Annotated in this window: 16 protein-coding genes and 1 riboswitch; of the genes, 3 read left to right on the forward strand and 13 right to left on the reverse strand. The window is 71.5% G+C overall.

What is annotated here, in order from left to right; translation table 11 throughout:
• Together ACFUJR_RS29460 and ACFUJR_RS29465 are read right to left on the reverse strand one after the other, a co-directional pair.
• Positions 1 to 449 (reverse strand): glycosyltransferase family 2 protein (locus tag ACFUJR_RS29460; RefSeq protein WP_383450907.1); only part of this gene is annotated, 449 nt, incomplete at its 3' end.
• 112 nt (positions 450 to 561) lie between these two features.
• Complete coding sequence (locus ACFUJR_RS29465; RefSeq protein WP_383171482.1) at positions 562 to 3195, reverse strand: YfhO family protein; 2634 nt, start codon at positions 3193 to 3195, stop codon at positions 562 to 564.
• Positions 3196 to 3494: 299 nt separating this feature from the next.
• Here ACFUJR_RS29465 and ACFUJR_RS29470 point away from each other — a divergent pair, with 299 nt between their 5' ends.
• Positions 3495 to 4769 (forward strand): MFS transporter, encoded by a 1275-nt coding sequence (locus ACFUJR_RS29470; RefSeq protein ID WP_383171479.1) that lies wholly within the window; start codon positions 3495 to 3497, stop codon positions 4767 to 4769.
• A gap of 321 nt (positions 4770 to 5090) precedes the next feature.
• Here ACFUJR_RS29470 and ACFUJR_RS29475 read toward each other — a convergent pair whose 3' ends face one another.
• The 6 genes from ACFUJR_RS29475 to ACFUJR_RS29500 form a co-directional block, all read right to left on the reverse strand.
• Entirely contained in the window at positions 5091 to 5591 is a 501-nt protein-coding gene (locus tag ACFUJR_RS29475; RefSeq protein WP_383171477.1) for a hypothetical protein, read from the reverse strand.
• On the reverse strand, positions 5592 to 7571 hold the full coding sequence (locus ACFUJR_RS29480; protein ID WP_383171474.1) for a pre-toxin TG domain-containing protein: 1980 nt from the start codon (positions 7569 to 7571) through the stop codon (positions 5592 to 5594).
• 548 nt (positions 7572 to 8119) lie between these two features.
• Positions 8120 to 8770, reverse strand: a complete 651-nt coding sequence (locus ACFUJR_RS29485) for a thymidine kinase (RefSeq protein ID WP_383171472.1) — start codon at positions 8768 to 8770, stop codon at positions 8120 to 8122.
• 226 nt (positions 8771 to 8996) lie between these two features.
• Positions 8997 to 10202 (reverse strand): alkaline phosphatase family protein, encoded by a 1206-nt coding sequence (locus tag ACFUJR_RS29490; RefSeq protein WP_383171469.1) that lies wholly within the window; start codon positions 10200 to 10202, stop codon positions 8997 to 8999.
• Positions 10202 to 10786 (reverse strand): DUF5998 family protein, encoded by a 585-nt coding sequence (locus ACFUJR_RS29495; protein ID WP_383171466.1) that lies wholly within the window; start codon positions 10784 to 10786, stop codon positions 10202 to 10204. Before ACFUJR_RS29495 ends, ACFUJR_RS29490 begins: the two co-directional genes overlap by 1 nt.
• 64 nt (positions 10787 to 10850) lie before the next feature.
• Positions 10851 to 14183 carry a GNAT family N-acetyltransferase gene (locus tag ACFUJR_RS29500; protein ID WP_383450910.1) on the reverse strand — a complete coding sequence of 1111 codons (3333 nt, stop codon included), beginning with the start codon at positions 14181 to 14183 and terminating at the stop codon, positions 10851 to 10853.
• A 177-nt stretch (positions 14184 to 14360) separates the two neighbouring features.
• Between ACFUJR_RS29500 and ACFUJR_RS29505 the strand changes: the two genes are divergently transcribed.
• Positions 14361 to 14642, forward strand: a complete 282-nt coding sequence (locus ACFUJR_RS29505) for an HPr family phosphocarrier protein (protein ID WP_361767649.1) — start codon at positions 14361 to 14363, stop codon at positions 14640 to 14642.
• Positions 14643 to 14846: 204 nt separating this feature from the next.
• Here ACFUJR_RS29505 and ACFUJR_RS29510 read toward each other — a convergent pair whose 3' ends face one another.
• The 4 genes from ACFUJR_RS29510 to ACFUJR_RS29525 form a co-directional block, all read right to left on the reverse strand.
• Complete coding sequence (locus ACFUJR_RS29510) at positions 14847 to 15530, reverse strand: GntR family transcriptional regulator (protein ID WP_383171458.1); 684 nt, start codon at positions 15528 to 15530, stop codon at positions 14847 to 14849.
• A gap of 170 nt (positions 15531 to 15700) precedes the next feature.
• Entirely contained in the window at positions 15701 to 16486 is a 786-nt protein-coding gene (locus tag ACFUJR_RS29515) for a M23 family metallopeptidase (RefSeq protein WP_383171455.1), read from the reverse strand.
• A gap of 12 nt (positions 16487 to 16498) precedes the next feature.
• A riboswitch (cyclic di-AMP (ydaO/yuaA leader) is annotated at positions 16499 to 16665 on the reverse strand.
• 212 nt (positions 16666 to 16877) lie between these two features.
• Positions 16878 to 18245 carry a M16 family metallopeptidase gene (locus tag ACFUJR_RS29520; RefSeq protein ID WP_383171493.1) on the reverse strand — a complete coding sequence of 456 codons (1368 nt, stop codon included), beginning with the start codon at positions 18243 to 18245 and terminating at the stop codon, positions 16878 to 16880.
• A gap of 26 nt (positions 18246 to 18271) precedes the next feature.
• Complete coding sequence (locus tag ACFUJR_RS29525) at positions 18272 to 19633, reverse strand: M16 family metallopeptidase (RefSeq protein WP_383171452.1); 1362 nt, start codon at positions 19631 to 19633, stop codon at positions 18272 to 18274.
• 224 nt (positions 19634 to 19857) lie between these two features.
• On the opposite strand from ACFUJR_RS29525, the gene ACFUJR_RS29530 reads away from it, so the two are divergent.
• Positions 19858 to 22314 (forward strand): DNA topoisomerase (ATP-hydrolyzing) subunit A, encoded by a 2457-nt coding sequence (locus ACFUJR_RS29530; RefSeq protein ID WP_383171449.1) that lies wholly within the window; start codon positions 19858 to 19860, stop codon positions 22312 to 22314.
• Here the strand turns inward: ACFUJR_RS29530 and ACFUJR_RS29535 are convergent.
• Entirely contained in the window at positions 22311 to 23366 is a 1056-nt protein-coding gene (locus ACFUJR_RS29535; protein WP_383171446.1) for a CobW family GTP-binding protein, read from the reverse strand. The genes ACFUJR_RS29530 and ACFUJR_RS29535 overlap by 4 nt on opposite strands.
• Between the last annotated feature and the right edge of the window lie 139 nt (positions 23367 to 23505).

A 23505-nucleotide genomic window follows, 5' to 3' on the forward strand; every position in this document is an offset into this window, starting at 1 on the left:
GAGGGCGCGATGCCGTCGCGCGGATCCATCACCGTCTCGCGCCGTTTGGCGGGGGCGTACCGGATGGCGCGCTTCGTGCCGGTGGACAGTACGTGGTCGGTGCGGGCGAAGTCGCAGCCGAGGGCCTCGATGCCGCGGACCATGGCGCGCAGATGGCCCGGGGCGTACCAGTCGTCGCCGTCGAGGAAGGTGAGGTAGTCGCCGGTGGCCGCGTCGATCCCGGTGTTGCGGGCCTGGGCCACGCCGAGGTTGGACTCGTGACGGATGACCCGGGCGTTCGGGATGCGGCTCTGCCAGCGGTCGAGGACGTGGGGCGTCTCGTCCGTCGAGCAGTCGTCGATCAGCAGGAACTCGGAATCCGGGTCCGCGTTGTTCGCGAGGCTTCGCATGGTGTCGGACGCATAGATCCCGACATTGTGGAACGGGACGATGACGGACAACTTCGGCACTCGGAATCCCCACACTCAACCAGATGTACTGACAGGCAATCGATCACTCAGGCGACTCGGCTCACGGTCTTCACCAGGGCGGACGCCGGCCGGGCGGGCAGCGTATCCACCGTCATCTCCCGTCGGTGGAGCCCGATGTGGCCTCCAGATGAACTCTTGTCGCCCTGCGTGCGAACCGGTGCCGGAAGCCGAGCGCGAGCAGGACGAGCAGCGCTACGGCGGCGATCGCGCCGCCCAGGCGCAGCCCCGGAGGACGGAAGGTGCAGCTGACCGAGGTCGCCGTGGAGTCGATCGGGACGGCCAGGAGGCCGAGGTGGCTCTGCGCGGGGGCCGGCGAGGCGTCCCCGGCTGCGCAGCTCCAACCGGAGATGCGCGGGACGGCGATGAGGGCCGTGCCCCTGCTGCCCGCCGGGAGTTCGGCGGTGAGCGTGTGACCGGAGACCTGTACGGAGGTGGCGCCGGTCGCCGTCAGCCGCTGTACGGCGGTGTCGAGGCGCTCACGGTCCAGGCAGGCCACGGGCTCCCTCGGCAGGGAGGACGCCCGCGCGTCGCCGCGCAGTTCGATCTGTACGGCGCCGGAGGCCGGGACCGCGCCGAGCGTCTGCATCGGGCCCTGGACCGACGGCAGTCCGCCGAAGTAGGTCACGGGCGGTTGCCCGGCCAGGGCGGCCGCGCCCTTGAGCTCGGGTGCCCAGAGCCAGACCTGACTGCCCGCGGGACACGAGGCGTTCAGCGTGGTGACGCCTCCGGGACCGTCCGTACGCCGGAGCCGGTCCGGCACGGTGTACACGGTCGAGCCGAGCAGCGACTCCTGGTTGGCGAAGGGGGAGTCGCCGAAGGCGGCGTCGCGCGCGGGCAGCCTGACGTCCGGACGGACCGTGACGAGCGGCGGCACGGGCGAGTCGGTGACGGTGATCGCCCCCTCGGGCAGGGTGTCCGGCGTGACCGGCACCGAAGGCGTGGAGCGCATCCGGGTGCCGACGGAGAAGATCGCGTCGGTCACCGGGTTGTCGAGGGTGACCGGGTGGCGGCCCTTGGCCCAGAAGCCGAAGCCGAGCGCGGAGAGGGTGCGCGCGTACGTGTCCGCCGTGAGGCTGGAGTAGTACTCGGCTCCTTGGCCGCCCACGAGCAGGACGTCGTTGCCGCCCGGGATCTCACCGGGATCCGTACGGTGGCGCGGCCAGGCGTCCTTCGCCTCCACGGCGCGCGCCATGTCCTCCTGCCAGGGTCCGAGGCGCGGGTTCCACTGGACCTTGCTCAGCTCCTGCTCCGCGATCCTGCCTCCGGTGAACGCGGTCTCCCCGGCCTGGGCCACGACGAGGAGGGCGACCGCCAGGATCGGCAGGGCCCGGGCTCCGGCCGCGTACCGCCGGGCGAGCAGGACGGCGACGGCGGCGAGCACCGCGAGGGCCAGGGCGGCGGCGAAGGCGGGGTAGGTCCAGCGGTCGACGACGAGGCTGCCGCGGGCCGAGAAGGCGAGGGCGGCGAGGAGTGCCACCCCGCCGAGGAGAGCGCGCGGCGGGGGCAGTCCGCGGGCGGTGGACAGCCAGGCCGCGATGAGCAGCAGCCCGCAGAGTACGAAGGTCTGACGGTACGGCAGCCCGTTGGGCGAGGCGCCCGCGTGCCAGAGAAGGTGGGTGGGGCCCCACTGGAGCGAGAGTGCGACCAGGATGATCGCGGCCGTCCAGGCGCTACGGAGCCTGGGGGCCACGGCGCTGTTGAAGGGCAGCGTCAGCGCGAGCGCGAGGGCCGGGGTGCCGATGAAGAGGGCGGGGGTGGCGACGCTGGCCGTGGCCGGGAGAAGGCGGGCGAACACCTCGGTCCAGGCGACGGGGGCGAACGTCACCTGGGGGGTCGGGTCGGCGACCCGGGTGGCCAGGAAGATCACCAGGATGAGCGGGGAGGCGAGAGCGATGCCGAGGAGTACGGAGCGGGCGGCGCGCAGCAGTCCGGCCAGGCGCCGGCGTGCCGTCGTGTCGGCCGTGAGCAGACGGACGGTCAGGACGATGGCGGCGCCGAGGGTCGCCATGTACGCGGTGTAGAAGTTGGCGAACCAGGCGAGGGCGACGACGAGCGGACCGAGGACGGGACGGCGCGCGGTGCGGGCCCACTCCCCCACCAGGCAGAGCAGGGGGAAGGCGAGCAGCCCGTCGAGCCACATCGGGACGGTGGCGCCGTAGTTGAGGGTCCAGCCGCTCAGTGCGTACGCCGCGCCCAGCACGGCCGCCACCGGCCAGGGCCCGCGGCGCAGCCTGAGCAGCAGGACCGCCATGGCCGCACCGGCGGCGGTGATCTTGGCGGCGGTGATGGCGTAGAGGGCGAGTTCCAGGCGGTCGGCCGGGAAGAACACGACCATCAGGTCGAACGGGCTGCTCAGGTACGTGCCGTAGTCGCCGAGGAAGTTCGACCCGAATCCCGCGCTCCAGTTGAGGAACAGATCGCCGTCGGCCTCGCCGAGCAGGACCTTGCGCCAGTGGGCGTGGAAGGGCAGGTACTGCTGCCCGAGGTCGACGGTGTTGCGGGTGGTGGACCCGAACGGATAGCTGCCGGCGAGCCGCGTGCCGAGGCAGAAGACGAGGGACGTCAGCAGGCCGGCCGCGACGGCGGCCCGGACGCGGATGCTGTGGCGGGCCCGGTCGAGGTACCGCCGCGAGCGCTTCCCCGTCCCGGTCGCCACGCCGGGACGCTCGCCCTCGGCGCGCGCGCCTTCGCCCTGATCGGGCACGGTCTCGGCAGCAGGGGGCACACGTCCTCCGGGGTGTGTCGGGCGGCGCGCGGTCGCGCGTAGGCCCGGTGTTCACGTCCACGTCACGGGCAGAGCGCCATTACCGCCGAGCCGGGCGTCTCGCATCCGATCAGAAGGCGGTCTTCCGGCACACCCGAGGTGAACACGAGGTGCCACCGCCGCGGGACCGGCGGAGACAGGTCGCTGCATACGGCGGTATTCACCGCCCGCAATACCATCCGTTTGCGCTTAGCCAGCGTCTGCAATTATTGTCAAAGCGTGCAACGCCCCTCTGCAATCATTCTGGAAGGTGCTCCACCATGCCTCTCGCGCTCCTGGCCCTGGCCATCGGGGCCTTCGGAATCGGCACCACCGAGTTCGTGATCATGGGTGTGCTGCCCCAGGTCGCCGGCGACTTCGGGGTCACGATTCCCACGGCCGGCTGGCTGGTGACCGGCTACGCCCTCGGTGTCGTGTTCGGCGCCCCGCTCCTGACCGTGCTCGGCACCAAGGTGTCCCGCAAGAAGATGCTTCTCTTCCTCATGGGCCTCTTCATCGTCGGTAGTCTGCTCTCCGCCGTCGCCCCCTCCTTCGGCGTGATGCTGATCGGCCGGATCGTGGCCTCCCTCGCCCACGGCGCGTTCTTCGGCATCGGCTCGGTCGTCGCCGCGGGCCTGGTCGCCCCGGAGAGGAAGGCGTCGGCGATCTCGCTGATGTTCATGGGCCTGACCGTCGCCAACGTCGTCGGCGTCCCGCTCGGCACCTACATCGGCCAGGCGGCCGGCTGGCGCGTCACCTTCACCCTCGTCGCGGCGCTCGGTGTGGTCGGCTTCCTCGGCGTGGCCAGGCTCGTGCCCGAGACGGGACGGCCGGAGACCTCGGGCGTCCGCACCGAGTTCGCCGCCTTCAGGAACGTCCAGGTCTGGCTCGCCATGGCGATGACGGTCCTCGGCTACGGAGGCGTGTTCGCGGCCGTCACGTACATCACCCCGATGATGACCGAGGTCGCCGGCTACAGCGAAGGCGCCGTGACCTGGCTGCTCGTCCTCTTCGGCATCGGCATGTTCCTCGGCAACCTGCTGGGCGGGAGGTTCGCCGACCGCGCCCTGATGCCCATGCTGTTCGTGGCTCTCGGCGCGCTGTCCCTGACGCTGCTGACCTTCACGGCCACCGCCCACGACAAGGTCCTCGCCGCGGTCACGCTCACGCTGATCGGCGCGCTGGGCTTCGCCACCGTCCCCCCGCTGCAGAAGTGGGTCCTGGACCAGGCGAAGCAGGCCCCGACCCTCGCGTCGGCCGCCAACATCGGCGCCTTCAACCTCGGCAACGCCCTGGCAGCCTGGCTCGGCGGTGTCGTCATCGCCTCGGGCCTCGGCTTCACCGCCCCGAACTGGGTCGGCGCGCTTCTCTCCGGAACCGCGCTCCTGCTGGCCCTCCTCGCCGCGTTCCTGGACCGGCGGACCCGGGCCGCCGCGTCGATCCGGGCGGAGGCCGCAGCCGGATCCGCGGACGGCGCTGTCGACGGAGCCGCCGACGGAGCCGCTGTCGGCCAGGTCCGGGCCGACGCCCCGCCGGTCCCGGCCGGGCTGCGCTGAACCTCCGTGCCCCCTCGAAGATCCATCCCCCCACGCCCCACCCCTCATGAAGGAAGAGACCGCCGTGAGCACCACCACCGCCCCCACCGTCACACCGCTGAGCACGCAGGACGCCGAGGTCCTGCTCACCGCGCTGTCCTCGTAAGCACCGCCTCCCCCCTTCACCCGGTCGGCTGACCATCATGCGGGGAGGGTGTGCGGGCGCCTTTAACGGCCGTCCCGTTGCCGGTCGTACGTCGTGTGCGGTGCGCGCCCCGTACCGGCAAGCGCCCCGATCTGTCTGGGCCCCGACCGACGGATGTCGGCCGGGGCCCGCCTCGGTCAGCCGGTCTCGCGCCACCAGGCGGGAGACACGCTGAGGCTCCACAGATCGCCCGTCAGTCCCTGGGCGTCGACGTCCATCCGGACGATGAGCCGCGCACCGGACTCGGGGACCCGATAGCGGCGGAAGTCGGTGGCCGTCGCGTCGTCATCCGGCTCGACCGAGCAGCCGAGATCGTCGATCGCCGCGGTCAGGTCCTCGAAGCGCACCGGAGAGGCAAAGGCGCCGTATGAGCTCCGTAGGGCCGTCGGCACAGCCGACTCCGCGTCCCACCGCAACCGGTGCACCTGGACGCTGATTCCGAAGCAGGGCCAGGACCCCTCCGCCTCCTGGAACGACAGCTCCACGAGCCCGTAGTCCCGGCGCATGAGCGCCCCGTCCACGTCGTCGACGTAGTCGGCCCCCAGCCGCTCCGCCCACTCGGCAGGCTGCGCACCGACGCCCAGGCCCAGAACATCGCCGCGGGTGGCGAAGTGGGCGTAGAAATCCAGGTCGGACATCTACATCTTCTCCATTGCCTCGATCAGCGCCTGCAGCTCGGCCGACCGGTCGTTGCTGAAGCGCCACTGCGGGTTGCGGCCTTCCTTCATGGCCTTGGCGCTGGACTCGAACACCTCCTTGGCGCCCTTCGTCACCCTGATCATGTCCGCGCGCACCTTGGGGTCGGACTTGATCGCCGCGACGACGGCATCGACCTGCTTCTGGGTGGCGGTCCCGCGCGACAAGCGGACCGCCTCACCACGGATGCCGCCCTTGCCGTCCGGGCGCAGGGCCACTTCCATGCCGTCCTTCATGTTGACGTGAGCGCCCTTGGTGACCCAGTCCTGGTCCACCTGGCCGACGTGGTCGATCTCCAGGCTGCACTTGTTCTTCTTGGCATTGTGGACCAGGACGGGCGTGCTTCCGGCGAGCACGTAGTAGGTGTGCAGCCGGGCGACGGTGAGGTTGTGGACCGTCTGGTGCCCGGTACTCGTGCCGACCGCAGTGACCCGCACCGCCTTGCTCGTGTCGGTCCGCAGCCACGTTCCAGGAGTGAGGTCGACGGCGTCGCTCCACCCGTCGGGGCCCATGGTGCGGAACGGGTGACGGTCCGTCGCCGTGACGGTGTCCGTGCGGTCGCCCGCGTCGCCGTCGGTGTCCACGGTCAGGGTGACCAGGCGCTTCTCCCCCGAGCCGGTGATCAGGTCGGTCACGGGTTGGGGCCCGGTGAGACCGGTCTCGGGGTCCGTGGCCAGGACCTCATCGCCTTCGCGTACCCACTCGATGGGCACGGCGGCGCCCGAGGCCATCAGGACCTGGGTTCCGGCCGGGAAGCTGTTGCCGTCGACGCTGCCGGCGACGCAGGTGGCCTTGCGGACGTCCCGCACGTCGTCGCCTGAGAGGGCCTTCTTGCCGGCCTTGAGCCAGCGCAGCACGACCAGCGCACCCGTGGCCCGGTCCAGCCCACTCAGTTCCTCGTCCGTGGCGAGGTCCTTGCCGGTGACGGCCTCGACGATGCCCTTGCCGTCCCCGATGCCGGGCAGGAGGTCGAGCAACAGGCCCATGCGCCGCTGCTGTTCGTCGGCGTCGAGCCCGGAACCGCCGGAGCTCCAGGCGTCCTTGATGTGGGAGAAGTCGAACTCGATGCCGGGCAGCTCGCGAAGCTTCTCGGCGCCCTTCTTGATACCCGGGACGTGCTTGTTGAGCTCGTCCATGCCCTTGTTGGCCTGGCCGATCCCCCGGTTCATCTCCTCCATGCCCTTGTTGGCCTGACCGATCCCCCGGTTCATCTGGTCCAGCGCACCGTTGACCTGACCCATCGCCTTGTTCATGTCGTCGAGGCCCCGGCTCATCTGGCTCAGGCCGGCGTTGATCCGGTCGAGATCCTCGCCCATGCCCTTCAGGCCGTTCCTGAGCGAGGTGGCGGCCTTCTGGAACTCCGGATCGCCGACGATGGCCGCCAGCGCGAAGATCACCTGAAGGAAGGCGACGGTCACCTCGGCGAACATCACGATCGTCTGGATGGTCTCGTTGACCTTCGCCAGCCGGTGGTCGACGTCCTTCTGCGCGGCCCCGTACGCGGCGCGGATCCGCTTCTCCGCCTCGGCCCGCGTTGCCGGGTCGGTGATCGTGGCCGGGTCCTTCTTGACCGCCTCCTTCAACTGCTCGAACCCGGCGATCTCCTTGCGCAGGTTCTTGAAATGCTGCTCGGTGTCCTTGTGCAGGTAGTGGATGCCGTACGCGGCAAGGCCCACCCCGGCGCCGACGCGGACGGCCTTGTCGGCGAACTCCCGGTAGCAGGCGGGCTTCTCCAGCAGCGGCTTGGAGCCGCACCCGGAGTACTTGGCGGCTGCTCTGACGATGGCCGCGATCCGCTCGGCCGCGGAGGTCGCCGCCTGACGGTTCTCGATGCCCGTCGCGGCGACCGCGGTCTTCTCCCCCAGGCCCAGGCAGAGAAAGACTGCCAGGAGCGTAAGAAACGCGGCGGCGTGCCGCGTCATACGGTGTTGCATATGCGTCCTATGTCGAGGGCCCGCGCGTGCGTCACGGCTGGTCGACCGGCGGCGCGAACCCAGAGTCCTCGGACGAGAACTCCCCCTTGAATTACCGACCGGTAGCTTACTGGGGCGCCCTCCCGCCGCTCGGACCGGGACCACGTCGCGCAAGTACGGTGGCGCCGGCCGCAGCCCCCAGGCTCTGGTGCCCGCCAAGCCGACCGCGGCGCGGAGCGCGGCGGCTCGCGCTCGCCCAACGGAAGACTCCGGACGGCTCCCGACGCAGCCGACGGTCCTTGCGCCGTCCTGCCAGCGGCAGGCTCCCGTGGCGGCCGCGGGGAGGTTCTTCGTCACCGCTCGGGTCGCCGGGCCGAGGAACCGCTCGTGCGGCGGCGTCGGCCGCGACGATCTCGACGCGGTCACGCGGGGCTGTCGTTCCCTCCCCGGGCTGTCGATCGCGGTGCCCCGCCCCGGGCGTCCGGCGATCGACGCGCAGCTCGTTCCGCGGCGCGGTGGTCAGGTCGTCAGACACCCCGGCTCGCGGGCCGCGCGGATCAGCCCGACGTGACCGGCAGGACGTCGGGTGACAGAGCCGCCGCTCGCGCCCCCGCGCTCGTCATCCGCTTCCGGTGATGCCGGCGGCAGAGGACCTCGTACCCGATGACCTCCGCGGCCCCGCCCACATCACCCACCACGACCTGCTCGCCCTCGACGACCATCTCCCCACCCACCGTGCGCGCGTTGTGGGTGGCACGGGCGCCGCACCAGCACATCGCCTCGACCTGAAGCTGCTCCACGCGGTCCGCCAGCTCGATCAGCCGCTGCGAGCCGGGGAAGAGCCTCGTGCGGAAGTCGGTGGTGATGCCGAAGGCGAACACGTCGAGGTTCAGATCGTCCACGATCCGGGCCAGCTGGTCGATCTGCTCCGTCAACAGGAACTGTGCCTCGTCCACGATCACGTAGTCGACCTTGCCGCCCCGCGACATGAGGTCCACCACGTAGCCGTAGAGATCCAGCTCCGGTGCGGCCTCCACCGCCTCAATCACCAGCCCGAGGCGCGACGACAGCTTGCCCTCCCCCGCACGGTCGTCGCGCGTGAAGATCACGCTCTGCAGACCCCGCGCCGAGCGGTTGTGCGCGATCTGGAGCGCCAAAGTCGACTTCCCGCAGTCCATCGTCCCGGAGAAGAACGCCAGCTCAGACATCAGGACGACAGGGCCTTTCGGGAAGAACGACGACGGGCACATCCCAGACGAGCAGCCGTGGAAGCACCCCGCACGACTCCGGCCGCGACACGGCCGGAAGATGGCGGACACCCAAGGAAGTCAGTGCTCTTTCCGCAGTCCGTCGTTCCGGAGAAGAACAGCTCGGGCATGGGAGGTCGAGGACCTTTCAGGTCGTGGGTGAGGGGGCGGAGTACGGGGTGCGGAGTCAGGAACGGACTTCGATGAGCGGCACCAGCTGCTCCGCCGGCGTCATCGATCCGTGCATACCGACCATCGCCGACTCGTGGGGCTCGTTGACGGAGGCGGTGATGACGACATCGTCATGGGCCGAGGCGACCACGTCGCCGATCCTGCCGTACACACGCTCGTCGACCGCGTCGCCGAACCAGCCGAGCGCGATGGCCTCGTCGCGGCTCGCCACCCAGAACTGCTCGCCGAGCACCTCCCGCCAGCACGTCAGCACGTCGGCCTCGGCTCCCCGCACCGCGTAGACATGGCGGGCGCGGCCCTCGCCGCCGAGCAGGGCGACGCCGGCGCGCAGCTCCCAGTCCTCGTCGAAGTCGATACGGTGCTGGTCGTCGAAGGGGATGTCCACCATGCCGTGGTCGGCCGTGACATACAGGGCCGAGTGGGGCGGCAGCTGCTCGGCGAGGCGCTGCACGAGCCGGTCGACGAACATCAGCTGCCCGCGCCAGGCGTCGGAGTCGATGCCGAAGCGGTGTCCGGCCCCGTCGAGTTCGCTGTAGTACGTGTAGACCAGGGAGCGGTGCCCACCGGCGAGCTGCTCGGCGGCGAAGTCCATCCGTTCCTCGCCGGAGAGCCGGCCGTGGAACGTTCCGCCACTCAACGCGATCTTGGTGAGCGGAGTGTCCTGGAAGATCGGCGAGGAGACCTGGGCGGTGTGGATGCCCGCCTCGTGCGCGAGCCGGAAGACGGTGGGGTACGGCTGCCAGACCTGAGGCGAGGTCCACGGCTTCCAGCGGAGCTGGTTCATCAGCTCGCCCGTGTCGGGGTTGCGGACGGTGTAGCCGGGCAGCCCGTGCGCGCCGGGGACGAGGCCGGTGCCCACCGAGGCGAGCGAGGTCGCCGTGGTGGCCGGGAAACCGGCGGTGATCGGACGGCCCGTGCCGCCGCGCGAGGTGCCGAGGAGCGAGGTGAGGTACGGGGCCTCGTCCGGGTGGGCCTTGATCTGCTCCCAGCCGAGTCCGTCGATCAGGAAGACGCAGTTCCGGTCGGCGGGGGACAGCTCGGCGATCCGGGCCTCGAAACCGGGTGCGCCCTGGCCGGCGACGAGCGTCGGGAGGACATCGGCCAGCGAGCCCCTGCCGTACTCGGGGACGGGCGCCGTGGCGGGGTCGAGCGGGACGGGTTCGTCCGGCCAGCCGGAGGTGACGGCGGTGGGCTGGACCATCAGCGGGTCGCCGCGGTGGCTTCGGAGAGCGACTGGGCGAAGGCGAGGGTCTGGCGCACGGTGTCCGGGCCGTCTCCGGCGTCGCTCACGCGCAGGCTGAGGTCGTCGGCGGTGGCGTTGCCGGTGTAGCCGTGGTCGGCGTCGCAGTTCGGGTCGCCGCAGGCGGCGGGCTCCAGGTCGATCCGCGAGACGGCGCCCCAGCCGATGGTGAGGACGACCTCACGGGGCAGGGTGCCGGGCGTGTACGACTCGGGGTTGGCGACGACGCGGCTGACGACGACGGAGGAGATCCGGTCCAGCTTGACCGACTCGGTGGACGTCGTCGCGTACGGCGTCGGGGAGCTGGTGTCGGCCGCCTGCTCGTCGGTGTGGCTGACGATGAAGCGGTTGGCGGTCAGGACGAGGACCGTGACATGGCGACGGACCTCGTTGGAGTCGAACGTGGTCTCCTGGTGCACCAGGTACGACGCGATCGCCTCGCCGCCGACGGCGGCCTCCACCGCCTCGGCCACGAGGGCCGGGTAGTAGCCGCTGCGCTCGATCGCCGTGCGCAGCCCCTGGGTCGTCGTACCGGTCTTCGCCATGGACTCCATCCTAATCCGTCGGAAGGGGCGCTCCGGGACGCTCCGGGGCCGGTTTAGGCGGGTCTCAGTAGCTCGGAAGGCTGCGGGGACCGAGGTCCGTGCGGGGCGGGGGCGGGGCCAGCCGGACCGTCGCACCGAGCGCGGAGAGGCCGTGCGGGGCGACGACCACCGGCTCCAGCGTGATCGCGACCACTTCGGGGTGGTCGTCGACGAGCCGGGAGACCCGCAGCAGCAGTTCCTCCAGGGCGGGTGTGTCGACGGGGGCGGAGCCGCGCCAGCCGAAGAGGAGCGGGGCGGTGCGGATGGAGCGGACCATGGCGGTGGCGTCCCGGTCGGTGACGGGGATGAGGCGGTGGGACATGTCCCCGAGCAGCTCGGAGGCGGCTCCGGCGAGCCCGAAGGAGAGCACGGCGCCGACGGCCGGGTCGATGGCCGAGCGGACGACGGTGTCGACGCCGCGGGGCACCATCGCCTGGACGACCGGCTGGAGCTCGGCGGGCTTGCCGAGCGCCTCGGTCAATTCGGCGTACGCGGTACGGAGTTGTTCCTCGCCCGCCAGGTCGAGCCGTACGCCCCCGAGGTCGGGGCGGTGGCGCAGGTGGGGGGCGGTCGTCTTGAGGGCGACGGGATACCCGAGCCGGGCGGCGGCGAGGACGGCGTCGTCGGGGGTGGGCGCGGGAAGGGTGGGCAGTACGTCGATCCCGTACCGCCCGAGCAGTTCGCGCGCCGCGTCGGCGTCGAGGGTGGCGCCCCGGGCGTCCCCCTCCTCCCCAAGTACGCGCTCGATCTGCGCGGCGGCCCCGCCCTCGTCGATGTCCTCGAACTCGGGCACCCGCCCGGGCTCGGCGGCCTGCCGTCGCCACTGCCCGTACCGCACGGCCTCGGCCAGCGCCCGCACGGCCCGCTCGGCGGCGGGATAGGCGGGAATCCCGCCACCGAGCGACCCACCCGCGACATCGCCCCGCACCACACCGGCGGCGGCGCCGGAAGGAGCGTCGCCCGCGCCGGCAGGGCCGCCCGAGCCGGCGGGGACGGAGCCGAGAGCACCGGGACCGCCGGGGCGAGGGTCGCCCGCGGCAGCGCCGGGACCGCCGAGTCCGGGGCCGGGATCGCCCGCGTAGGCGGGGCCGGGCTGTACGGGACCGGGCTGCGCGGGGCCGGGATCGCCCGAGTAGATGGGGCCGGGTTGCGCGGGGCCGGGCTGTCCGGGGCCGGGCTGTCCGGAACCGGGAGCCAGGGGGGCGTTCGTCGAACGGCGGGCCGTCGCGCCGCTGCGGTCGGCGGGCGTGGCGCTGTCCGGCGCCGTCGGCCGGCCGGCGGCATGGTCGGTGGGGCTCGGGGCCGTGCCCGGGCCCGTCTCGACTGCATCGGGGCGTGCGCGACCGGAGGGCGCCTCGGCCGGGTGGGCGCCCGACGGGGCCGGGGAACCGCCCGGGCCCGTGAGCTCGGCGAGCCGGCGGCGGGCCGGCGGGCGTGTGCTCGTGGCCGCCGAGAGTGCCTCCGCCAGGCCGCCCATCTCCACGTGGACCACGACCACGGGCTTCGCCGGGGAGGGGGCGGAGGCGACCGCCTCACGAAGGTACGCCGCGAGGACCTCGCCGTCCCCGGACTCCACGGCCCCGTTCTCGCCGACCCACGGGATCGCGGTCACGACGACCGCGTCGCACGCGTCGTCCGTGAGCGCAGCCGTCAGCGCGGCGCGGAAGTCCGCGGGGCTCGCGCCCGTCGTCAGGTCCAGCGGACGGTGCGGACGGAGTCCCTCCGTCAGACAGGCGTCATACGTCAGCAGCCCGAGCGACTCGGAGTTGCCGAGGATCGCCACCCGCGGCCCGGCGGGCAGCGGCTGGCCCGCCAGGAGCAGCCCCGCGTCGACGAGTTCGGTCACCGTGTCGACGCGGATGACCCCTGCCTGCCGGAGCAGCGCGGAGACCGTGGCGTGCGGGATCCGGGTGACCGGCACCCGGTGCCCCGGCGGCGCGCTCCCGCTGTGCCGCGCCCCCTTGACCACCACGACCGGCTTGACCGCCGCCGTGCGCCGGGCGAGCCGGGTGAACTTCCGGGGGTTCCCGATGGACTCCAGATACAGCAGGACGACGTCCGTCTCCGGGTCGTCGTACCAGTGCTGGAGGAAGTCGTTGCCGGAGACGTCCGCCCGGTTGCCCGCCGAGATGAAGGAGGAGATGCCCGCGCCGTGCCGGTGCAGCCCGGCGAGGAGAGCGATCCCGATCGCGCCGGACTGGGTGAAGAGCCCGATGCGCCCGGCGGTCGGCGCCTGCGGCGCGAGCGAGGCGTTCAGTCGCACACCGGGCGAGGTGTTGATGATCCCGAAGGCGTTCGGCCCGATGATCCGCATCCCGTACGAGCGGGCCTGCCGCACCAGTTCCCGCTGCCGGTCCCGGCCCTCCGCCGTCCCCGTCTCCGCGTAGCCCGCCGAGAGCACGACGAGCCCCCGCACCCCGTGCTCCCCGCAGTCGGCGACCGCCTCCGGCACGCGTTCGGCGGGCACGGCCACGATCGCGAGGTCCACCGGCTCGCCGATGTCCCCGACGGAGCGGAAGGCCGGCACTCCGGCGAGCGTGTCGGTGTCCTCGGGGAGCGCGCGGTTCACCGCGTACGTCCGTCCGCCGAACCCGCCGTCCAGGAGGTTGCGCAGGACCGCCCGGCCCACGCCGCCCGGTGTGCGTCCGGCGCCGACGACGGCGACCGAGCCGGGTGTGAGGAGCCGCTGCACGGAACGCGCCTCTGCCCGCTGCTCCCGCGCGCGCTGCACGGCGAGCGAGCGGTCCGTGGGCTCCAGGTCGAGGTGGAGCCGTACCGAACCGTCCTCGAAGCTCCGCTTCTGCGTGTATCCCGCGTCGGTGAAGACCTTGATCATCTTGGTGTTCGCGGGCAGCACCTCCGCCGCGAACCGCCGGATGTCGCGCTCGCGCGCCACCGCCGCGATGTGTTCGAGCAGCGCGGAAGCCACGCCCCTCCCCTGGTGCGCGTCCTGCACCAGGAAGGCGACCTCGGCCTCGTCGGCAGGCGCGGAGGCGGGCATGCCGCGGTCGTCGATCCGGTCGTACCGCACGGTGGCGATGAACTCCCCGCCGACCGTCGCCGCGAGCCCCACCCGGTCGACGAAGTCGTGGTGGGTGAAGCGGTGCACGTCCTTGGCGGAGAGCCGTGGGTACGGCGCGAAGAAGCGATAGTACTTCGACTCGTCGGAAACCTGCTCGTAGAAGCTGACCAGCCGTTCGGCATCGTCTGCGGTGATGGGCCGGATGCGCGCCGTGCCGCCGTCCCGGAGGACCACGTCCGCTTCCCAGTGGTCGGGATAGGCGTGCTCCGGCTGTACCGCCTGTGCTGCCTGTACCGGCTCCGCCGGTCGGCCCGGCTGTTCCGACGCGCTCTGCATGGGGCAAGCGTACGACCGGGGTCCGACACGGGCACCGGTCGCGCGGCACCTGTGCGCCATGCAAGGTAAGGAGGACCGACCGGCCCTTCGCGCGCGGGCCGAAGGTCGGCCACGAGCACCCCGCGGCCCGTGAGAGACTGGTCTAGACAACCCGCTTGAGACTTGAAGGGCAACACCATGGCTGAGCGCCGCGTCAACGTCGGCTGGGCCGAGGGCCTGCACGCCCGCCCCGCCTCCATCTTCGTCCGTGCCGCCACGGCCTCCGGCGTCCCCGTGACGATCGCCAAGGCCGATGGCAACCCGGTCAACGCCGCGTCGATGCTCGCGGTGCTCGGTCTGGGCGCGCAGGGCGGCGAGGAGATCGTTCTCGCTTCGGACGCCGAGGGCGCCGAGGTCGCGCTCGACCGCCTGGCGAAGCTGGTTGCCGAGGGGCTCGAGGAGCTTCCCGAGACCGTCTGACCCGATCTCCGAAGAAGCCGCGCACGCCGGAGCACCGGCGGCGCGGCTTTTTCGTCCCCCCGATTCCGCGGGCACATTCCTTGCGGCGCATTACGGGCAGCGAATTATGCACGGTGCGTCGTGCACAGCGCATTTCCGAGCGCCATTCCAGGCAGGACGCAGCCGGCCCGCGAAATCTACTGCCCTTTGTATACGGCCCGCTCGTTAATTCCGGACGCTCGCGGTGTTTACGACATGTTGCGAAACCCTCACGCGCCCGCGCTCCGGGCGCTTCAGCCGGTGCAGCACCAGGGACCGTTCGGCGTGCGTCGCGGTCAGCGCACGGGCCCGTTCGGCGTCGCCGCGCGCCACCGCGTCCACGATCGCCCCGTGCTCGGCCCATGCCTCGACCGGCTGAGCCGGGAGTTCGATCGCGTACATCCAGTCGATCTTGTGCCGTAGCTGGATGAGCAGCGCGGTGAGCGCCGGACTGCCCGAGGCCTGGGCCAGCGTCTCGTGGAACCAGCCGCCGAGCGAGCGCAGATCCTCCGCCTGGCCCCGCCTGGCCCGCTCCTGCCCCAGCCTGACCAGGCCTCGCAGCACCTTGAGGTGCGCCTCGGTGCGGCGCTGCGCGGCGCGCGCGGCCCCGAGCGGCTCCAGCAGGGACCGTACGTCCAGCAGGTCCGCCGCCTCCTGCTCGGTGGGCTCGGCGACTTGGGCGCCCGCGTGGCGGCGGGTGATCACGAAACCCTCGGACTCCAGGGTGCGCAGCGCCTCGCGGACGGGGACGCGGGAGACTCCGTAACGGCGGGCGAGCTGCTCCTCGGTCAGCCGGCTGCCGCGCTCGAAGACCCCGGTGACGATGTCGTCCCGGATCGCCGTGCATACAGAGTGCGCGGGAATGCGCATGTTCGACCTCCGCCTTGATCCGCGCGAAACCGGTTCTCCGGCGACTCTATTGCAGCAGGGCATTGTTTCCGAAGGCTCCCCAGGATCCATGGATAGGTTTTTGGTCAGCGAAAAGCCCCGGCTCGGTACGAGCCGGGGCTTTTCTGAGAATCCGGGAAAGACTCGAACGGTCAGACGTTCACACCGCGGGCGCGGAGGTACGCGATCGGGTTGATGTCGGAGCCGTACTCGGCGGTCGTACGGGCCTCGAAGTGGAGGTGCGGACCGGTGGAGTTGCCGGTCGAGCCCGAGATGCCTATCTGCTGGCCCGGGGTGACGGACTGGCCGACCCCGACACTGATGGCCGAGAGGTGACCGTACTGGGTGTACGTGCCGTCGTGCATCCGGATGACGACGTTGTTGCCGTACGCACCGCCCCAGCCCGCCTCGACGACGGTGCCGGAGCCGACGGAGACGACCTTGCTGCCGGAGGCGGCGTGGAAGTCGACGCCGGAGTGGCTGCCGGAGGACCAGAGCGCACCGCCGGTCTTGTAGCCGGTGCTGACGTACGAACCGGCCACGGGAAGCTGGAAGGAGTTCAGGCGCTTGCGCTCGGCCTCACGGGCGGCGCGCTCCTTGGCCTCGCGGATCTCCTTGGCGCGGGCCTCGGCCTTGCGCTTCGCCTCGGCCTTCGCACGGGCCTCCTCTTTGCGCTTCGCCTCCGCCTCGATGGCCTCGCGCTCCTGGGCGGCGGCCTGGGCGTCGATGGTGTCGGCGAGCGAGTCGGCGGCGATGATCTGGGTCAGCCCGGTGTCCTCGACGGAGGGGGCCGCGTCCGCGTCGACGGCGAGTGCCGGGGAGGCGAGGGTTCCAATGACGCCGGTGGTGGCGAGGGTCGCGACGCCTGCGAAGCCGGCGCTGCGGCGCGCCAGACGGCTCGGACCACGATGCTTCCCGGTGGCACGGGTGAACGCCATGTAGGGGCTGTTCCTTTCCTTCCTTCTCGCCTACCGGGTTAGCTGACGGGTTCGGAGCAGGAAGGTCTCCTACGGGCCCCTCCGCACAGGTGCGAAGGCGTCCGATTCACCCCAGGGACTTCGCGTGGGTCCCCGGCTCCCCAGGCTCGCGCCTGACGGGGACTCGGCGATGACTGTCCGATGCCGCGGGTGCGGCGCGTGCAACTGGCGAACAGCCGGACCGACGCTAAGCGGACCGTCTTTCAATCACCAAACAGACACGCCTGTTTGTAAGACATGCCACAGGCCATACAGCCACCGCCTGCAGCAATACGGACAAAGGGGAGGACCCCGACGTACCGTGACGTCGGGGTCCTCCGGGGCCGCCGGACACGGCGGCCTGACGACTCGATCAGCCCGTCACCACGGTCACTTCGCCGATGCCGAGGGCGCGCACCGGCTCCTCGATCTCCGACGCGTCACCCACGAGCACGGTGACGAGACGGTCCACCGGGAAGGCGTTGACGACCGCGGCCGTCGCCTCCACCGTGCCGGTCTCGGCGAGACGCGCGTACAACTGCGCCTGGAAATCGTCCGGAAGGTGCTGCTCGACCTGGTCGGCGAGGGTGCCGGCGACCGAGGCGGCCGTCTCGTACTTGAGCGGCGCCACGCCCACCAGGTTCTGCACGGCCACGTCGCGCTCGGCGTCCGTCAGACCCTCCGCGGCGAGGGTGCGCAGCACCTTCCACAGGTCGTCAAGTGCCGGGCCGGTGTTGGGGGTGTCGACGGAGCCGCTGATGGCGAGCATCGAGGCGCCGTTGCCCTGGCCGTCGGAGCGCAGCACCTGGCCGAAGGCGCGGACACCGTAGGTGTAGCCCTTCTCCTCGCGCAGGACACGGTCCAGGCGGGAGGTGAGGGTGCCGCCGAGGCAGTACGTGCCGAGGACCTGGGCCGGCCATACGCGGTCGTGACGGTCGGCGCCGACCCGGCCGATCAGCAGCTGGGTCTGGACGGCACCCGGGCGGTCGACGATGACCACACGGCCGGTGTCGTCGGCCGTGATCGGCGGGACCGGGCGGGACGCGGCGGTGTTCCCCGTCCAGGCGCCCAGCGTCTCGGCGAGCACCTTGTCCAGGTCCACGTCGGTCAGGTCGCCGACGATCACGGCCGTGGCCGTGGAGGGCCGGACGTGCGCGTCGAAGAAGGCGCGGACGGCGGCGGCGTCGATCGTCTCCACCGTCTCCTCGGTGCCCTGGCGCGGCCGGGACATACGCGAGTCGGCCGGGAAGAGCTCCTTGGAGAGCTGCTTGGCCGCCCTGCGGGCCGGATTGGCCGCCTCGTGCGGGATCTCGTCGAGCCGGTTGCGCACCAGGCGCTCGACCTCGGTCTCGAGGAACGCCGGCGCGATCAGGGCCTCGGAGAGCAGCCCGAGCGCCTTGGGCAGCCGGGAGACGGGGACCTCCAGGGAGACCCGTACGCCCGGGTGGTCGGCGTGCGCGTCGAGCGTGGCGCCGCAGCGCTCCAGCTCGGCCGCGAACTCCTCGGCGGTGTGCTGGTCCGTGCCCTCGGAGAGCGCGCGGGCCATGATCGTGGCGACACCGTCGAGCCCCGCGGGCTCGGCCTCCAGAGGTGCGTCGAGGAAGATCTCGACGGCGACGACCTGCTGACCTGGGCGGTGGCAGCGCAGCACCGTCAGGCCGTTGTCCAGCGCTCCACGGTCCGGGGCCGGGAAGGCCCAGGGCCTGGCGGTGCCCGGCTCCGGCTGCGGGTGGAACGTCATGCTCGTCAAAGACGCGGCAGCGTCGGTCACTGGTCCGCTCCCTCTTCCTCGTCGCTGTCGCCCAGCTCGGCGTCGTTCTGTTCGGTGCCGACCGGCTCGTAGACCAGCACCGCGCGGTTGTCCGGGCGCAGCCGGGCCGCGGCGACGGCCCGCACCTCCTCGGCAGTGACGTCGAGGACCCGGTTGACGGCGGTCAGCGCGAGCTGCGGGTCGCCGAACAGCACCGCGTAGCGGCAGAGTTCGTCGGCGCGGCCCGCGACCGTGCCGAGGCGGTCCAGCCACTCGCGCTCCAGCTGGGCCTGCGCGCGCTCCATCTCCTCGGGCGTCGGGCCCTCGGCGGCGAACCGGGCCAGCTCCTCGTCGACGGCGGCCTCGATCTCGGGAACCTCGACCCCGCCGGACGTCTTGACGTCCAGCCAGCCGAGCGAGGGCGCGCCGGCCAGGCGGAGGAGACCGAAGCCGGCGGCCACGGCCGTACGGTCGCGGCGGACCAGACGGTTGTGGAGCCGGGACGACTCGCCGCCGCCGAGGACCGTCAGGGCGAGGTCGGCGGCGTCGCACTCGCGCGAGCCGTCGTGCGGAAGCCGGTAGGCGGCCATCAGCGCGCGGGCCGGGACCTCCTCCTCGACGACCTCGCGCAGCTGCTCCCCGAGGACCTCGGGGAGCGTGCCGTCGCGCGGAGGCAGCTTGCCGTCGTGGGACGGGATGGAACCGAAGTACTTCTCGATCCAGGCCAGGGTCTGTGCCGGGTCGATGTCGCCGACGACCGAGAGCACCGCGTTGTTCGGCGCGTAGTACGTACGGAAGAAGGCCCGCGCGTCGTCCAGCGTCGCCGCGTCGAGGTCGGCCATGGAGCCGATCGGCGTGTGGTGGTAGGGGTGGCCCTCGGGGTAGGCCAGCGCGGTCAGCTTCTCGAAGGCCGTGCCGTACGGCACGTTGTCGTACCGCTGCCGGCGCTCGTTCTTGACGACGTCCCGCTGGTTCTCCATGGACTCGTCGTCCAGGGCGGCGAGCAGCGAGCCCATGCGGTCCGCCTCCAGCCAGAGCGCGAGCTCCAGCTGGTGCGTGGGCATGGTCTCGAAGTAGTTGGTGCGCTCGAAGCTGGTCGTGCCGTTGAGCGAACCGCCCGCGCCCTGCACCAGCTCGAAGTGGCCGTTGCCGTGGACCTGCTTCGAGCCCTGGAACATCAGGTGCTCGAAGAGGTGGGCGAGGCCGGTGCGACCCGCGACCTCGTGGCGGGAACCGACGTCGTACCAGAGGCACACCGCGGCGACCGGGGTCAGGTGGTCCTCGGAGAGCACCACGCGCAGGCCGTTGGCCAGCCGGTGCTCGGTCGCTGTCAGGCCGCCGGAGCCGGCCTCTGCCGTGGCCGTGTGACCCATGGGCATGTACGTCCCTTCGATCGCGATATGGAAAAGTCCTGCCACCCTATGCAAGCGCACTGACACCTGGCGAAGTTCCCGCAGGTTCCGGGCGTCCCTCTTCCGGGTCGCGCGGGCGTCGCCGACGGCTGACGGCGGCCCGTACCCGGGTCGCGGTCGGCGTTGTCGGTGGGACGGTCCACAATGGTCCGCGTCAGATCAACCTTGTTGGTGAAGGAGCCGCAGCCGCGATGGCCCGCCGCAGCACGAAGACACCGCCGCCGGACGACGCGTTCGAGGAGAGGATCCTCGATATCGACGTCGTCGACGAGATGCAGGGCTCCTTCCTCGAGTACGCGTACTCGGTGATCTACTCCCGCGCGCTGCCGGACGCCCGCGACGGCATGAAGCCCGTCCAGCGCCGCATCGTGTACCAGATGAACGAGATGGGCCTGCGCCCCGACCGTGGCTACGTGAAGTGCGCCCGCGTCGTCGGCGAGGTCATGGGCAAGCTGCACCCGCACGGCGACGCGTCGATCTACGACGCGATGGTGCGCATGGCCCAGCCGTTCTCCATGCGCCTCCCGCTGGTCGACGGCCACGGCAACTTCGGCTCGCTGGGCAACGACGACCCGCCGGCCGCCATGCGGTACACCGAGTCCAGGATGGCCGCGGCGGCGCTCATGATGACCGAGTCGATCGACGAGGACACCGTCGACTTCTCGCCGAACTACGACGGCCAGGAGCAGGAGCCGGTCGCGCTCCCCGCCGCGTATCCGAACCTGCTGGTCAACGGCGCGTCCGGCATCGCGGTCGGTATGGCGACCAACATGCCCCCGCACAACCTGGGCGAGGTCATCGCCGCCGCCCGGCACCTGATCCGGTACCCGAACGCGGACCTCGAGGCGCTGATGCGCTTCGTCCCCGGCCCCGACCTGCCCACCGGCGGCCGGATCGTCGGCCTGTCGGGCATCAAGGACGCGTACGAGAACGGCCGCGGCACGTTCAAGATCCGCGCCACGGCGACGGTGGAGAGCGTGACGGCCCGTCGCAAGGGCATCGTCGTCACCGAGCTGCCCTTCACGGTCGGCCCCGAGAAGGTCATCTCCAAGATCAAGGACCTGGTCGGCTCCAAGAAGCTGCAGGGCATCGCGGACGTCAAGGACCTCACCGACCGCAACCACGGTCTGCGCCTGGTCATCGAGGTCAAGAACGGCTTCGTGCCGGAGGCGGTCCTGGAGCAGCTCTACAAGCTGACGCCGATGGAGGAGTCCTTCGGTATCAACAACGTGGCGCTGGTCGACGGCCAGCCGCTCACGCTGGGCCTCAAGGAGCTCCTCGAGGTCTATCTCGACCACCGCTTCGACGTGGTGCGCCGGCGCTCCGAGTTCCGCCGGGGCAAGAAGCGCGACCGGCTGCACCTGGTCGAGGGCCTGCTCGTCGCGCTGCTCGACATCGACGAGGTCATCCGTCTCATCCGCTCCAGCGAGAACTCCGCGCAGGCCAAGGAGCGCCTCGTCGAGCGCTTCTCGCTGAGCGAGGTCCAGACGCAGTACATCCTGGACACCCCGCTGCGCCGGCTCACCAAGTTCGACCGGATCGAGCTGGAGACCGAGCGCGACCGGCTCAACGGCGAGATCGACGAGCTGACCGGGATCCTCGACTCCGACAGCGAACTGCGCAAGCTGGTCTCGGGCGAACTGGCCGCGGTGGCGAAGAAGTTCGGTACCGACCGGCGTACGGTCCTGCTGGAGTCGGCGGGCGCGCCGATCGCCGCCACCTCCCTGGAGGTCGCGGACGACCCGTGCCGGGTCCTGCTGTCCTCGACGGGTCTGCTGGCGCGTACGGCGACGGAGGAGATCCCGGCCGCCACGGACGGCAAGCGCGCCAAGCACGACGTGATCGTCTCCGTGGTTCCGGCGACGCAGCGCGGCGACGTCGGCGCGGTGACGTCCGCCGGTCGCCTGTTGCGGATCGCGGTGATCGACCTGCCGCAGCTGCCGAACACGGCCGCCGCGCCGAACCTGGCGGGCGGGGCGCCGCTGGCGGAGTTCCTCACCCTGGAGGACGACGAGACGGTCGTCTGCCTGACCACGCTCGACGAGGCCTCGCCGGGACTGGCGCTCGGCACGCTCCAGGGCGTGGTGAAGCGCGTCGTGCCGGACTACCCGACGAACAAGGACGAGTTGGAGGTCATCACCCTCAAGGAGGGTGACCGGATCGTCGGCGCGACCGAGCTGCGGACGGGCGAGGAGGATCTGGTCTTCATCACCTCCGACGCCCAGCTGCTGCGCTACCAGGCCTCGCAGGTACGGCCCCAGGGCCGCCCGGCAGGCGGTATGGCGGGCATCAAGCTCGCCGAGGGCGCCGAGGTGATCTCGTTCACCGCGGTGGACCCGGCGGCGGGCGCGGTGGTGTTCACCGTCGCGGGCTCCACGGGCACGCTGGACGAATCAGCCGCCACGTCGGCGAAGCTGACGCCGTTCGACCAGTACCCCCGCAAGGGGCGTGCGACCGGCGGCGTGCGCTGCCAGCGGTTCCTCAAGGGCGAGGACGTGCTGATCCTGGCCTGGGCGGGCGCCACCCCGGCGCACGCCGCGCAGGCGAACGGCACGCCGGTGGAGCTGCCCGAGGCCGACCCCCGCCGCGACGGCTCGGGCACCCCGCTGCCGAAGCCGGTCACGGTGGTGGCGGGCCCGGCGAGCTAGAGGTCCTGGTCGGTCTCCTGGCCGATCTTTTGTACGTACCGCAGGACGCCCCACATGCTGTGCTCGTCGGGGGCGTCCTGCGGGCCGTTCACACGGCAGGCGTCGAGTTCCTTGCGGAGCGCGTCGCCATCGATGCCCGAGCCGATGAGGACGAGCTGGGTGAGCCGCTCCTGGCCGGCGGGCCAGGGCTCGGGGTAGAAGCGCAGGAACCTGCCGACGGCGTGCACGCCGTAGCGGTTGGCGGGGTCGGCGTCACCGAAGTCGACCCATCCCTTGATGCGGTAGAGCCCCTCGGGGCGGGAGTCCAGGAACGTCATGAGCCTGCGCGGGTGCAGCGCCGTGCCGGAGGCCAGGGAGAGGGTCTCGTAGGAGGCGTGCGGGTGGTCGTGCGCGTCGTCGGGGTCGCCGTACAGCAGGTCCTCGATCGACATCTGGCCCTCGATCTCCCCTTCCGGGACGACCCGCTCGAAGAGGAGCTCGGGATCGACGCGGCCGTGCGAGGCACGGACCACCGCGGCGGGTCCCGCGAGCCGTGTGACGGCCTCGTGGACGGCGTCCAGCTCCCGCTCGCCCACACGGTCGGCCTTGTTGACGACGACCAGGTCGGCGAGGGCGAGATGCCGGTCCGTCTCGGGGTGCCGGGTACGCGTCCGCGTGAACTCGGCGGCGTCGACGACCTGCACGAGCCCGCCGTACACGATCCGCTCGTTGTCGCTGGCGAGCACCATCCGGACGAGTTCCTGGGGCTCGGCCAGACCGCTGGCCTCGATGACGATCACGTCGAGGCGCATCTCCGGCCGGGTGAGGACGTCGAGGTACTCGTCCAGCTCGCTCACGTCGACGGCGCAGCACAGGCATCCGTTACCGAGCGAGACGGTGGAGCCGACCTGCCCGGCGACGGTCATGGCGTCGATTCCGATGTCCCCGAAGTCGTTGACCATGACCCCGATCCGGGTCCCCCGGGCGCTGCGCAGGAGATGGTTGAGCAGCGTGGTCTTCCCCGATCCGAGGAACCCGGAGAGGACGACGACGGGAATCTGCTGCCTGCCCAAGAAAAACCCCTCCGACCCACAAGTCACAAAGCCCCCAGAGTAGCCACACCGCCCGCCCCCGAACCACGCGCGGCACCCCGACCGCCGACCCGCACACCTACCGCCGCACCCCGACCGCTACGCCGCGACGGAGGGCCGG

This window comes from Streptomyces sp. NPDC057271 (assembly GCF_042668715.1).
GTDB lineage: Bacteria > Actinomycetota > Actinomycetes > Streptomycetales > Streptomycetaceae > Streptomyces.

What these genes read in the sequence shown, in the direction of transcription:
- ACFUJR_RS29510 (WP_383171458.1), bottom strand. Translation starts at nt 15,530, where the DNA reads ATGCGCATTCCCGCGCACTCTGTATGCACGGCGATCCGGGACGACATC.
- ACFUJR_RS29500 (WP_383450910.1), bottom strand. Translation starts at nt 14,183, where the DNA reads ATGCAGAGCGCGTCGGAACAGCCGGGCCGACCGGCGGAGCCGGTACAG.
- ACFUJR_RS29525 (WP_383171452.1), bottom strand. Translation starts at nt 19,633, where the DNA reads ATGCCCATGGGTCACACGGCCACGGCAGAGGCCGGCTCCGGCGGCCTG.
- ACFUJR_RS29470 (WP_383171479.1), top strand. Translation starts at nt 3,495, where the DNA reads ATGCCTCTCGCGCTCCTGGCCCTGGCCATCGGGGCCTTCGGAATCGGC.
- ACFUJR_RS29495 (WP_383171466.1), bottom strand. Translation starts at nt 10,786, where the DNA reads ATGGCGAAGACCGGTACGACGACCCAGGGGCTGCGCACGGCGATCGAG.
- ACFUJR_RS29480 (WP_383171474.1), bottom strand. Translation starts at nt 7,571, where the DNA reads ATGACGCGGCACGCCGCCGCGTTTCTTACGCTCCTGGCAGTCTTTCTC.
- ACFUJR_RS29475 (WP_383171477.1), bottom strand. Translation starts at nt 5,591, where the DNA reads ATGTCCGACCTGGATTTCTACGCCCACTTCGCCACCCGCGGCGATGTT.
- ACFUJR_RS29490 (WP_383171469.1), bottom strand. Translation starts at nt 10,202, where the DNA reads ATGGTCCAGCCCACCGCCGTCACCTCCGGCTGGCCGGACGAACCCGTC.
- ACFUJR_RS29505 (WP_361767649.1), top strand. Translation starts at nt 14,361, where the DNA reads ATGGCTGAGCGCCGCGTCAACGTCGGCTGGGCCGAGGGCCTGCACGCC.
- ACFUJR_RS29485 (WP_383171472.1), bottom strand. Translation starts at nt 8,770, where the DNA reads ATGTCTGAGCTGGCGTTCTTCTCCGGGACGATGGACTGCGGGAAGTCG.
- ACFUJR_RS29515 (WP_383171455.1), bottom strand. Translation starts at nt 16,486, where the DNA reads ATGGCGTTCACCCGTGCCACCGGGAAGCATCGTGGTCCGAGCCGTCTG.
- ACFUJR_RS29530 (WP_383171449.1), top strand. Translation starts at nt 19,858, where the DNA reads ATGGCCCGCCGCAGCACGAAGACACCGCCGCCGGACGACGCGTTCGAG.
- ACFUJR_RS29520 (WP_383171493.1), bottom strand. Translation starts at nt 18,245, where the DNA reads ATGACGTTCCACCCGCAGCCGGAGCCGGGCACCGCCAGGCCCTGGGCC.